The 12,752-nt window shown below is 40.7% G+C and carries 11 protein-coding genes, 1 pseudogene and 1 riboswitch; of the genes and pseudogenes, 5 read left to right on the top strand and 7 right to left on the bottom strand.

Features of this window, described 5'->3' with window-relative positions; translation table 11 throughout:
- Window positions 1-87: 87 nt before the first annotated feature.
- A complete protein-coding gene (locus V3595_RS24370; RefSeq protein ID WP_485910328.1) occupies window positions 88-999 on the bottom strand; it encodes a LysR family transcriptional regulator in 912 nt (303 codons plus the stop codon).
- A 494-nt stretch (window positions 1,000-1,493) separates the two neighbouring features.
- Between V3595_RS24370 and V3595_RS24365 the strand changes: the two genes are divergently transcribed.
- A complete protein-coding gene (locus V3595_RS24365; protein ID WP_485910252.1) occupies window positions 1,494-1,706 on the top strand; it encodes a hypothetical protein in 213 nt (70 codons plus the stop codon).
- A gap of 103 nt (window positions 1,707-1,809) precedes the next feature.
- On the opposite strand, the pseudogene V3595_RS24360 reads toward V3595_RS24365, so the two are convergent.
- Window positions 1,810-1,932, bottom strand: a pseudogene (locus tag V3595_RS24360) (BBE domain-containing protein); the annotation flags it as partial.
- A 321-nt stretch (window positions 1,933-2,253) separates the two neighbouring features.
- Window positions 2,254-3,642: an amino acid permease gene (locus V3595_RS24355; protein WP_485910250.1), complete on the bottom strand. Its 1,389-nt coding sequence runs from the start codon at window positions 3,640-3,642 to the stop codon at window positions 2,254-2,256.
- Window positions 3,643-4,142: 500 nt separating this feature from the next.
- Window positions 4,143-4,221: riboswitch (glycine riboswitch) on the top strand.
- 207 nt (window positions 4,222-4,428) lie between these two features.
- On the opposite strand from V3595_RS24355, the gene V3595_RS24350 reads away from it, so the two are divergent.
- From V3595_RS24350 to V3595_RS24340, 3 genes are all read left to right on the top strand, one after another.
- On the top strand, window positions 4,429-5,772 hold the full coding sequence (locus V3595_RS24350; RefSeq protein WP_485910248.1) for an amino acid permease: 1,344 nt from the start codon (window positions 4,429-4,431) through the stop codon (window positions 5,770-5,772).
- Window positions 5,773-6,043: 271 nt separating this feature from the next.
- Window positions 6,044-6,244 carry a DUF3311 domain-containing protein gene (locus V3595_RS24345; protein WP_048685209.1) on the top strand — a complete coding sequence of 67 codons (201 nt, stop codon included), beginning with the start codon at window positions 6,044-6,046 and terminating at the stop codon, window positions 6,242-6,244.
- Window positions 6,241-7,719 carry a sodium:solute symporter family protein gene (locus V3595_RS24340; RefSeq protein ID WP_485910246.1) on the top strand — a complete coding sequence of 493 codons (1,479 nt, stop codon included), beginning with the start codon at window positions 6,241-6,243 and terminating at the stop codon, window positions 7,717-7,719. Before V3595_RS24345 ends, V3595_RS24340 begins: the two co-directional genes overlap by 4 nt.
- Window positions 7,720-7,845: 126 nt before the next feature.
- On the opposite strand, the gene V3595_RS24335 is transcribed toward V3595_RS24340, so the two are convergent.
- Window positions 7,846-8,052, bottom strand: a complete 207-nt coding sequence (locus V3595_RS24335) for a hypothetical protein (RefSeq protein WP_485910244.1) — start codon at window positions 8,050-8,052, stop codon at window positions 7,846-7,848.
- 218 nt (window positions 8,053-8,270) lie between these two features.
- Here V3595_RS24335 and V3595_RS24330 point away from each other — a divergent pair, with 218 nt between their 5' ends.
- A complete protein-coding gene (locus V3595_RS24330) occupies window positions 8,271-8,447 on the top strand; it encodes a hypothetical protein (protein WP_485910242.1) in 177 nt (58 codons plus the stop codon).
- Here the strand turns inward: V3595_RS24330 and argH are convergent.
- Genes argH through V3595_RS24315 form a run of 3 tightly spaced genes read right to left on the bottom strand, consistent with a single transcriptional unit; the run spans window position 8,444 to window position 12,741 of the window.
- Entirely contained in the window at window positions 8,444-9,928 is a 1,485-nt protein-coding gene (argH, locus tag V3595_RS24325; protein WP_485910240.1) for an argininosuccinate lyase, read from the bottom strand. The genes V3595_RS24330 and argH overlap by 4 nt on opposite strands.
- 15 nt (window positions 9,929-9,943) lie before the next feature.
- Window positions 9,944-11,632, bottom strand: a complete 1,689-nt coding sequence (locus tag V3595_RS24320; protein ID WP_485910238.1) for an ABC transporter permease — start codon at window positions 11,630-11,632, stop codon at window positions 9,944-9,946.
- The gene (locus V3595_RS24315; protein ID WP_485910236.1) at window positions 11,629-12,741 is read right to left on the bottom strand and encodes an ABC transporter ATP-binding protein; all 1,113 of its coding nucleotides are present in this window, start codon (window positions 12,739-12,741) and stop codon (window positions 11,629-11,631) included. Before V3595_RS24315 ends, V3595_RS24320 begins: the two co-directional genes overlap by 4 nt.
- Window positions 12,742-12,752: the final 11 nt, after the last annotated feature.

Below are 12,752 nucleotides of genomic sequence, written 5' to 3'. Positions count from 1 at the left end.
TATTTCGACTTATCCTATCACCTAAAACATGCTAATGGCAATGTTTTAACTAATAGAAAAAAATATTATATTGATAGAAAATATCTATCAATTCGATTGTATCTGTAATTGCTGATGGTCTTTCTCAAATTTCCGAATTGATAAAAGAATGTCATTCCATAATAAAGGAGGTTCCATCCCTTGATTTAAATGCGTTAAATAGATGTGCTGCTTTATCTTGATTAAATGTGATACATCCACTTCAACCAAATTTCCCTGTTCTAACTCTTTTTTAATACATAAGTACGGTAAAAATCCGATACAGCTTCTGCTAAGAATTAGCGACTTCGCCACTTCCAGGTGATCAACTTGAAATTCAATGCACGGCTCAACATTAGATATTTCAAAAATTTTATGAACGTGGTTCCAGTCAAACGCACCGCACTCAAAAAATACCAACGGCTCCATTGCTAACTCCTGCACTGTCAGCTCAGTATGAAGATGAAATGGATGTCCTGGATACACGACTAAACGAATCGAATTATCAAGGGTCTTGTAATTTTGCAGACCACTATGTGTAACATCCTTCATAAATGCTATATCAACCTGTTTCTGAAGCAATTTTTCCACTAATACATCATTTGTTGCTGAAATAAATTTAAAGCGTAAATTGGGGTTTTCCTTTTTCCATAGAGGAAGAGCATATGGAATAAAGTATTGCGATGTAATGATATTAGCCCCTATCGTTATTTCCTCTAGCTCACTTCCTGTTTTTAACTGCTTTTTCCCCTGGTGAAAGGTCCGAATAATTTGATCCGCAAATGGAATGAAGGCTTTCCCTTTTTCGGTTAAAATAATCCCTCTCCCTTGCCTCTCAAATAGTACTGAATCGAGTTCACTCTCAAGCGTCTTAATTCTTGCCGAAACCGTTGGCTGTGTTAAAAACATTGCCTCTGCGGCTTTATGAAAACTATTAAGGTGAACAACATACATAAAAGCCTCAATATGATCAATATTCATCTTGCCAACTCCTTTTTCCAAAATGAACGCAAAAAGCTCCTGTTCGCTTATCGCGTTCAGGAGCTTTTGGTTGTCCAATCAGCTCATATCTTATAATAATTCTTTCTCCGATTTTAATCTTATAAAACCAATAAGTAAAGTGTAATTTAATTAACTGAACAACCAACAAGTCACGATATATTTATTGCGATTTCATACAACATGATATTCAAGAAACGAAATACTATTTATGCAGATGAAATTTTAAGAATTCTAAGTAAATAAAACTAATAATTTCATTCTCGTTCTGCCTGTTTTTCAGTCCTAAGGGTGTATCTATTTTACGAATTTGTATTGTCCATAAATTTTGCATAGTTTATTTAAATTGTTTATCCCAATGGACTTGGCCCTTTCAGTGCATCCAGTCTAAGTTATATTTTTTTCTCCTTATAAAAAAGAAAAGAAAGGCCATCCTAATGGAGTAATTCTAATAATGACATAAGGAGAGAAACTACATGCCTCAACAACAAATTGATATCAATCAATTAAATCAAGCAAAAGCAAACGTTACCCTTACGCAAACCTTACTTTCACAAGCAATTGAAAAATCTTCCTCTGATCCAACTTTGGCACAAGAAGCGATTAAACAAGCGGCTCAAGAGATCGCCCAAGCCCAATCTTCCGTAAATCAGGTCTACAGTACAGTACTAGCTCAGCAAGCGGAATGATTTTCGGGAAATGAAAATAAGAGAGGCCTATCTCCCACTGGTGGAATAGGCCTTTTAATAACGAATGTTCTTCATGCATCAAAGGGGCAGTTCTAAATCTTTTTCAACCCCACTTATTTAATGGCGGTATGCTTCGAGGGAACTTAAACGTATTGTATGGATCATACTTCGCTTTCACTACTCTAAGCCGTTTGAAATTTTCCATATAGTAGGCGGAGGGCCAATCTTCAATGGTGTAACGATACGCCCGGTAAGCTTTGTTCTTTCCAAAATACAACACCTTCCTCGGGCAACATCCTATGGAAAATTCTGGAATGAAGACACATTCCTAAGCTTATTGATCCATTCCCCCTGCTGGCCCTCCCTTGTTATGGGGGCAAAATTGCTTTACTCGTGAATTCCGCTGATTTACTCGAGTATCGCAGCTTTACTCGTGAATTCCACTGATTTACTCGTGAGTTTCGCCGTTTCACTCGTGAATTCCAACAATCCCCAAAGACAAAAAAGCCCTTCTCGAATTAAGAGAAGGGCTTTCTAATAGAGTTTCTTATCCCGAAATTTCATCATCGGATTTAACATCCAATGGTGTTCGTTTATCCATTTTCAGCATGTAATAACTTGCTACGACCAAGGCTAGGAAAACGATTCCGACAACCAAGGAAATCCGGGTACTAGGATTGATCCACATACCGACCAGCACCATTAGTAAGAAGGCAATTGTCGCATAGTTACTGTAGGGGGCCAAAGGCATCTTGAACGGATGTTTCTCCATTTCAGCTGCATTTACCTTTCTGAATTTAAGCTCACTGATAAGTAAGACAAACCATGGAATCATCCCAGGTAATACACTCGCACTGTAGACATATAGGAATAGTTGCGGCGGTGCAAGGTAGTTCAGGATAACTCCGATGCCCAATCCTAAAAGTACAGCGATCGTGCAATATGCCGGCACTCCATTTTTAGATACTTTAGCAAAGATTTTCGGAGCTTGGCCATTCAATGCAAGTGTGTAAAGCATACGCCCTGCACTGAAAATACCACTGTTGCATCCAGACATTGCCGCAGTGATTACGACAAAATTGATGATTCCTGCTGCTGCTGTGATACCTATTTTAGCAAAGGTTGAAACGAATGGGCTTCCTAAGTCGTCCAGTTGATCCCAAGGGAAGACTGTCACGATGACGAATATGGCGCCAATATAGAAAATTAATATGCGCCATATGATCGACTGAATCGCTTTTGTTACGGTCTTCGTTGGATCTTTCGCTTCTCCGGCTGTAATGCCGATAAGCTCAACTCCTTGATAGGATGCCACAACAAGGGAAAGCGCAAAGAAGAATCCTGTCCAGCCTCCCGTAAAGAAGCCGCCATTTTCCCAAAGATTCGATAATCCAATCGCATCCCCGCCATTTCCTATTCCAAAGAAGATAAGGCCTAGGCCGGCAACGATCATCAATATGATCGTTATGATTTTTATAAGCGCAAACCAGAATTCAAATTCCCCGAAGGATTTAACTGAAATGAGGTTGGCCGCCCCCAAGATGATCATGGCGACCACACCTGGTATCCAGGCCGGTAAATCCGGGAACCAATATTGCATATACAACCCAACCGCAATGATTTCGGACATTCCGACGATTACCCATTGAAACCAATTGCTCCAAGCAGTCATATAACCTGCCAAAGGATGTATATAGCTGCTCGCAAAGGTTGCAAAAGAACCTGTAGTCGGTTCTAAATAAAGCATCTCACCCATGGAACGCATGATGAAAAATATAAAAATACCTGCGATGGCATAAGCAAGCATTACAGAGGGCCCGGTCCATTTGATCGTGCTCGCCGATCCCATGAATAACCCGACACCGATGGTTCCGCCCAAAGCTATCATTTGAATGTGACGTGCTTCCAGCCCTCTCTTTAATTCCTTGTTCGACATGTTTAACTCCCCCAGATGCAATATCGGTAATGCTTTTCTATCCTTACCACGAACGACTCTCTATTAATTATTGCGGTTAGAAATGCTCTATCGAAAAAATATCAATAACACTTCAATTATGTTTTCTTATCTTATAATAGTAAATATTCTGTAAAAATACAATTGTATTTTTGAAATAAACAGTTACCAAATATATCTTGGCAATTTTCCTAATCTAAAAATATCATTTTAAAAAAATGATGATCAATATTTCATAATAGTGATCATCCAAAAAATAAATTTTTCAAGTACCTTAATAAAAATTAAGACCACTATAAAACTGCAGATATTGCCTTTTTCACTTCAAAAAAACTTGTTGACCTACCGAAAAATAGATGATAGAATTCCAATATTATTTTATAAGCATAATGAATGATTCAGCAGTGGTAGATTATCACTGACGACATTTATTCACAACCGCATACAAGCAAGCGATGAATGCTATGGATGACACTATAGCAGGAGCAGCTTCTGGAGAGACTGTACAAGATGCAGCGCCGAAGGATTCACAATCTCAGGCAAAAGGACAGAAGAGTAACGAATGATAAAATTGTTATTCTGAACCCTTTAAGAGATTGGTATTATCCAATCTCTTTTTTTATTGTCCATTTTGTGGTTGGACTAAAAACAACAACTTTAAAACCAATGGGAAAGGCAAGCTGGACGAAAAAATCACGTCCCTCTCTCCAAGACCATGCAGGTAAACACATTCACTACCAAGACTATAAAAAAACGGGGGCGTAGGAATTGGCTAAACAAGAATTAAAAAGAGATTTAAAAAATAGACATGTACAACTGATTGCAATAGGAGGAACCATTGGCACCGGATTATTTTTAGGTTCCGGAAAAGCCATACAATTGGCAGGACCTTCCATTTTATTTTCCTATCTGATAATAGGGATTGCCTTGTTTTTTGTGATGAGGGCACTAGGGGAATTGCTCTTATCCAATGCAGGGTATACATCATTCACTGAATTTGCAACCGAATATGTCGGTCCATGGGCCGGCTTCGTGACAGGTTGGACATATTGGTTCTGTTGGATCATGACCGCAATGGCCGATATCATAGCTGTCGGCGTCTATATACAATATTGGTTCGATATCCCTCAATGGATTCCGGCTCTAATATGCCTAGTCATTCTTTTAGGATTGAACCTATTGACCGTTAAGTTATTTGGTGAATTGGAATTCTGGTTTGCCATCATTAAGGTAATCACGATCGTCGCCTTGATCATCGTGGGAATCATCCTTTTGATCATCGGCTTCAATACCAATACCGGAACGGTTTCCCTAACGAACCTATGGAATCATGGGGGCATGTTCCCCAATGGCATTTCCGGATTCCTATTATCTTTACAGCTGGTCGTCTTCTCATTTGTCGGTGTCGAATTGGTCGGGGTTTCCGCAGCAGAAACGGCAAACCCGAGAAAGAACATTCCATCTGCCATCAATAAAATCCCTGTCCGGATTTTACTTTTCTATGTTGGTGCACTATTCGTCATTCTCTGCGTCAACCCATGGACACAACTGGATGCCACGAGCAGCCCATTTGTAGAGGTCTTTGCGTTAATCGGCATTCCTGTCGCTGCAGGGATCATCAACTTCGTCGTTTTGACATCCGCTGCTTCTGCATGCAACAGCGGTTTATTTTCAACGAGCCGAATACTTTATACGTTAAGCAGGAATGGCGAAGCCCCTGCTAAACTGGAAAAATTAAATAAACAGGCTGTTCCGAGCAATGCCTTATTAACATCCACAATCGTTGTATCAATAGGGGCTTTATTAAGCAAGCTGATACCGGAGCAGGCATTTACCGTCGTGACGACCATCAGTGCCATCTGTTTCATATGGGTATGGAGCATTATCTTGATTTCCCATATCAAATATTCGAAAATAAGGCCTGACCTAAGAGCAAAATCGACTTTCAAGGCTCCTTTTACACCCTTTGTCAATTACGCCATTTTAGGATTATTCCTGTTCATCCTTATTGTTATGCTATTCGCTGAAGCTACACGACTATCACTGCTCTTGACCCCAATCTGGTTCATACTTTTGGTGATACTATATAATTATCGGAAAAAATATAGCTAAAGGAAATAAAGCCTTGAACTCACTATGAATTCAAGGCTTTATCTGTCTTATGAACATATCGGGGTTCGGCTGTCTGCGCACAGTTGCTCAAATATATCAGGCAACTGCATTAAATTTTATATAAAAATAGTGTAAGCTAATATATATTATCGGACCTTTTCCGTCATGTATGAATTTTTCATCCCGGTTTGGTTCACCCATCCATCAGTGGCATTGAAGAATAAACCCCATTGGTGGGCGTTTCACTTTATTAAAACGGAGGGGTTTGTTTATGAAGATTATATATATTCTTACTCTAGTTCCTTTTATAGGCATACTAGGATTTCTGCCTTTTGTTAATAAAATAGAACCATATGTATTAGGGATGCCTTTCAATATGTTCTGGATGGCTATGTGGGTGGTCCTTACCTCTGCCATACTGGGCATCATGTATAAGCTGGATCCCAGGAATCGGGAAGGTGACCAGGAATGAATATTGCTCTCTTAATCATTTTAGCATTTTTACTTCTATCGATATTTTTAGGCATACGCTCTTCAAAAGGAAAAGATATGGACTTGGAACAATGGACGGTGGGCGGACGCGGTTTTGGTGCGATATTCGTCTTTCTGCTGATGGCCGGGGAAATCTATACGACCTTCTCATTCCTTGGCGGCAGCGGCTGGGCTTATGGCAAGGGCGCACCCGCTCTATATGTTCTAATTTACATTACTTTGTCTTACGTATTATCCTATTGGCTCCTACCGGAAATTTGGAGATATGCCAAGGAAAATAAACTGATGTCTCAATCCGATTTCTTTGTAAGCAAATATAAGAGTCCCGGTTTAGGAATTTTGGCTGCGCTTGTCGGTGTGGTGTCGATGATTCCAGTGATTGTCGTGCAGCTGAAAGGATTGGGGATCATTGTCTCAGAAGCATCTTATGGTGCCATCTCTATGTCTGAGGCAGTTTGGATGGGGGCGATCAGCCTTACCATTTATGTGATGATCTCCGGTATACACGGATCAGTTTGGACAGCGGTCATTAAAGATATCATGATGGCCGCTATAATAGGATTTTTGGGGATTTATCTGCCGATTCATTACTTTGGCGGATTTCAGCCGATGTTTGAAGCGATTGATGCGGCCAAGCCTGGTTTTCTAAAGTTCCCAGATCAGGGACTTAGCGTATCATGGTTCATCTCCACGGTAATATTGCTAGTATTCGGTTTCTATATGTGGCCCCAGGTTTTCAGCGCTGTTTATTCAGCACGCAGCGGCAAGGTATTTCGAAAAAATGCCATCATCAGCCCATTATATACACTCATGCTGTTATTCGTCTTTTTCGTTGGGTTTACAGCTATATTGAAAGTGCCCGGACTCGTTGGGGCAGATGCAGACCTCTCATTGCTGCGCCTTTCGATCGAGACCTTTGATCCATGGTTTATAGGCATAATCGGCGGAGCTGGATTGCTGACAGCATTGGTGCCGGGATCCATGCTTTTGATGAGCGTCGCTACACTGCTCGCGAAAAACGTCTATAAGGAATTTGCACCTGCAGTATCCGATCGCCACGTTGTACGATTGGCAAAGTTCCTTGTTCCAGTCATCGCCCTTATAGCCGTCTACTTCACCTTAAACGGCGGCGAAACGATGTCAGCATTAATTCTTATGGGATACAGTCTCATCACACAGCTTTTCCCATCCCTTCTCTTTAGTCTGAAAAGGAATAATCCGATCAATAAATTTGGCGCAATCGCCGGCATCATTACAGGATTGGCCATCGTAATCTGCATTACACTCAGTCATTCGACAATAGGGACTTTGTTTCCATCCTTCCCGCAAGCAGCGAAAGATTTGAATGTGGGAATCATCGCATTGGCAGTCAATTTCATTGTGATGATCACGGTAAGTCTTGCTTTCAGAAAGCACGCGGTTCAGCTGGAACCTAAATCCGTTAACGATATATGAAGCAACTTTGAAACTGGTTATTTTGGATAACAAACATCGGAAGGCTCAGTCAAAAGACTGAGCCTTCCTTATTATCAACACCCAAAGCATCTCAAGATTGATTGTAGGAATTCTCATTTTAAACTATTAATCTTTTCTGTTTATAAACAAGTCCCCTATTTTAACTAATAAATACAACGAAAAAATAATCATCAAGGTTCTGGATACTACCAGGCCATCAATAGCTAAATCATATCCACCTCTTAATAAGGCTTCCGGATTCAAGCAAAAAGTAACCGATATTACGAAAGCTATTAAAATCAGGATAAAACCGAACTGAGATCTATTTGACATTAACATTCCGCCTTAAATTATGTATTTTACAAATAATAGCATCGTTTTTGGGAATAATCTACATTTATTGTTACTAGGGATATCTCAGTTGCAATAAAAATCCAAAATAAATAGCCATCCTGATAAAGAATGACTATATATCATGAAATATGAGCTTTCGCAGTTAGCAGATAAAATGCATCGTAATGCTCCGAGATAACAAAAAAATACTTTTTTTCATGAGGTTCACGCTTTTACTCGTGAGTTTGGAGCAAATACTCGTGAGTTTCATGCTTTTACTCGTAAGTTTGGCGCAAATACTCGTGAATTTCACGCTTTTACTCGTGAGTTTGGTGCAAATACTCGTGAGTTTCATGCGCGTTAAGACACATTTTCCTTTAACACCATACCTTTAATAATCGACTAAAGCCTTCCTGCCATCATTCAATGCTTTGACCATTTCCTTGTATTCCTGCAAATCTTGTTCCAGTTTTTGTTTTCTATTTACAATCATTCTCGTAACCTCTTTAGGGGAGGGCCCGCCTTGAATGCTTCTAATTTCCACAAAATATTCGGGAGAGATTATTTTTTTCCATTCATCTTCTGCTATGTTCACTGAAACAGATTCATTGATGATCTTGTTGATTTCTTTTGTGTCCCAATCATATAGCTCCTTCCCTTCACTAATCGACCGTTTTGCAATATGACTGGCTATGGAGTGGGCTTTTCTAAAGGATATGTCGTAATCTCTTGATAGGGTATCCGCTAATTCAGTAACCGTTATACTGGATTTTGCGGCCATTTTCTTTGTGTGTTCTTCATTTACTTTCAAGGTCGACATGACGGCATACATTAGTTTCATGACACGTCCTGCATTCGAAAAAGCCCGATATAAATGCGGCTGTAAATCATCTTCCGTATCGACGATATCACCAAATGGTGTATTGTGGACCATATTCATTGCAGCAAGTGCATCACCATACGCACTGCTTGCAATCGAACGGGAATGTTCAATGGAGACTGGATTTCTTTTTTGCGGCATGATACTGCTCACTTGAACATAAGGATCCGCCACATGAAATGTTCCAAACTCCCTTGTCACATGCTGCAGGAAATCTTGAATCCATCTTCCGGTATTGACCATGCACGTCATGATGGCAGTTGCGGTTTCCAATAAATAATCCGCCCCGCCAATCGAGTCATAGGAATTCTCAATCACCGAATCAAATCCAAGCAGTTCAGCCGTACGGTTCCTGCTGATTGGAAAACCGGTGGTCGTTAACGCGGCCGCGCCCAAAGGGGATTGGTTAACCGTTTCATAGGCTGCCCATAACCGGCCAATATCCCTTTGAAGCACATCATATATTGCCAAAAAGTAATGTCCTATCGTAGTCGGCTGAGCCGGTTGGGTATGCGTATAACCAGTAATATAGGTTTCTGTATGTTTTTCAGCCTGCACCAAGAATGCCTCACTCAAATGGTATGCATAGCCAATCAATTGAAGCAGATGACCTCTCAAAACAAGCCGGTACATCGCAACGCCCATATCATTACGACTGCGGCCGATATGAATCTTTCCTGCAAGCTCATGACCGATTTCCTCACCGACCTTTGCCTCCATCATGAAAAATAAGTCCTCGAATTGGGGCTGATAGGTCAACTGCGCGAGATCTGTTTGGGCCACTTTCCGAATCCCATCAAGCATGGTTTTCGCCTCTTCATCTTTAATGATCTTTTGTTCCGAGAGCATGATGACATGTGCCCGATGTATATCGAACATTGCATCAAATAAGTAATCTCTTTGATCATTAAAAACAGGCATCAGAAGCTCTCTAGCATAGGTTTTTCCGGGAAAGACACTACCTTCATTTTTGATAAATTCTTCAAGCCTGCTCATCTTTGAACCTCCGATTTATAAAGCTTTTTCCGCTTTGATTCCAAAAAACTTGTTCGAAATAAAGAGAACGATTACAATCAGCGTGATTTGAATCATCCCATAGGCAGCTGCCTGCCCCATATTGAACATCCGAAGCTGATTCATGATTTCAATGGATATAGGCCTGTTTGAAATCGTGTACAACAGGACCGAGGTCGGGAATTCCCCCACAGATTCGATAAATGCCAATAATGTCCCTGATAAAACACCAGGCATAATAATCGGAAATATGACTTTTCTGAAGGTATAAAACCACTTAGCTCCCAAGTTTCTGGCTGCTTCCTCAATCGAATCATCCAGCTGCTCCAGAACGGCATTAGTCGAACGGACAACGAGTGGAATATGCCTGATGAAATAGGCAAGCGGCAAAATCCAAAATGTTCCTACCAAGATTTGACCGAAAGAAAAAACGCTAGGTTCATTAAATGCGAATATCAAGTTCATCCCTATGACCGTTGCAGGCAACGCCCAAGGAATCATGACTAGAATATCGACAAAGCTTTTCCCGACGAATTTCCGTTTAACAAGTACATAGGACGCTATGACCCCAAACACCAGATTTGCCAAAGTCGCAATAACTGCCATCAGTAAACTATTTCGTAATGGTTTGAAGATATTAGGGTCTTCAAACAAAAGCCGGTAATTTTCCATATTAAATACTGTTGGATATGTTTGAAATGTCCAGGTTCCATCCGGTACTAGTGAAAGCAATAGAATCGTAAAGTGCGGTAAAAGCAGAATAATTACGCCGATGATACCCGTTAAGACCATCACCCATTTCATAAACGGGTTCTTCACTTCACTCCTGTGTGCGCCAATTCCTTTCGAAGCCATGCGATAATCCTTCCTATTCTGATACCAACGCATGAATAATAGAAATGAAATCGAGACGATGGATAGAATGACGGATTGAGTAGCGGCAATTTCCATATCACCATTGATTTTTGAAAAATAAATTTGCAGGCTCAACACCCTGTATCCGCCAGCTAATAAAAACGGGGCACTGAAAGAAGCCATCGATATCATGAAAACAAGTAGAGAAGCGGCAACGATGGCAGGTGTCAATAATGGAAATGTCACCTTCCAAAAAACCTTGATTTTATTTGCGCCTAAGTTATAAGCTGCTTCTTCAAGGGACGGATCTATTTTATTTATTGCAGCGGATACTGTCATATAAAAATAAACATACATCGTATAGGCATGCACGATAAGGATTCCCGATACCCCGCCAATCTTGAATGGAACCTTCTCGAGACCAAACAGGTCCTTGATGGCATTTGGAATCAATCCCGATTCTCCATATAAAAACATAAAGGCCATGACCCCTACCAATGATGGAAGGACAATCGGCAAAATCGCTGCTGATGAAAAGAAGCTTCTGCCGGGAAAATCGTAACGGTTAAAAATGAATGCGAGCGGAATGCCAATCAAGGCACTGACCAATACACTCAATAAGGATATATAAACAGAATTCCATAGAGCCTCTAAGTTCGTTTTCGATTCCTGTACGAAGAAGTCCTGATAATTTCCAAGGGATAACGTTCCGTCTTTTTGCAAACTTTCTATAAAGGTCCTCAACGATGGGTAGAGTACATAAGCTATGAGCACCAATGCAACTGGTATAAGGAGCCAAACCGTCAATCTCGTATCACGATTTTTAATCATGGCGCATCACCGCTTATGATAGGGATAAGACGCAGCTGTTTCTCAGGAAGCTGGACATACACTTCCTTTCCTTGATAAAAGTATCCAAAATCATAAGTGTTAAATACGTCGACCCTTAGTAACACGTCTTGAACATCCACCATGACATTCACAACAGATCCGAAGAATTGGACGGAATTTATTTTACCTTTAAAGATATTCTTTCCTTCCTCGATCACATCCAGAATTCTGATTGCTTCAGGACGAATCGAAACAGCAAGGTCAACATCAGTCTGTAAGATTGAATTTCCGTCCCTAGCTTGATTTTCCACATTCAATTTAATCGGTTGTTCACTATTTTTAAGGGCAACCTCTATATTATCGTGTTGAACTTTTTCGACTTGAACGGGCAATAGATTAATCTCGCCTATAAAACTCGCCACAAAATCATTGACCGGCCGATTATAAATTTCTGCCGGCGTCCCGACCTGGTGACATACACCATAATTGAACACAGCGATTCGATCACTCATGGATAATGCCTCAGCCTGATCATGCGTGACATAAATGGTGGTAATCTTATAATCACGCTGCAGCCTTAAGATTTCCACTCTCATTTCATCACGAAGCTTGGCATCCAGATTACTTAATGGTTCATCCAGCAGTAATATTTCCGGTTCAATGACCAGTGCTCTCGCAAGGGCCACCCGCTGCTGCTGCCCCCCGCTTAACTGGCTCACTTGACGATTCGAATAGCTCTCCAGCCTGACCTTTTGGAGGGCATCCAGCACTCTCCTCTTTAAGTCAGCAGAAGAAACCTTTCTCACACGCAAGCCAAACGCTACATTTTCAAAAACAGTCATGTGGGGAAAGAGGGCATAGTTTTGAAAAACCATGCCTGTATTTCTTTTCTCCGGAGGTACACGCGTCATATCTTTGTCGCCAAATCGGACGACACCTTTTGTTGGATAATAAAAACCGGCAATCATCCGAAGCGTTGTCGTTTTACCGCAGCCACTTGGACCAAGAAAGGTAAAAAACTCCCCTTCTTTGATGTCCAGATTTAAATGGTCAACAGCTATCGTTTTCCCGAAGGCTTTTTGGACATTCTCTATTTTTATTGACGCCATCCCAACGACAC

The organism is Bacillus sp. CFBP9009 (genome assembly GCF_036541465.1).
In the GTDB taxonomy this organism is placed as follows: domain Bacteria; phylum Bacillota; class Bacilli; order Bacillales; family DSM-1321; genus Peribacillus.
This window is presented reverse-complemented; position numbering and strand designations above follow the sequence as displayed.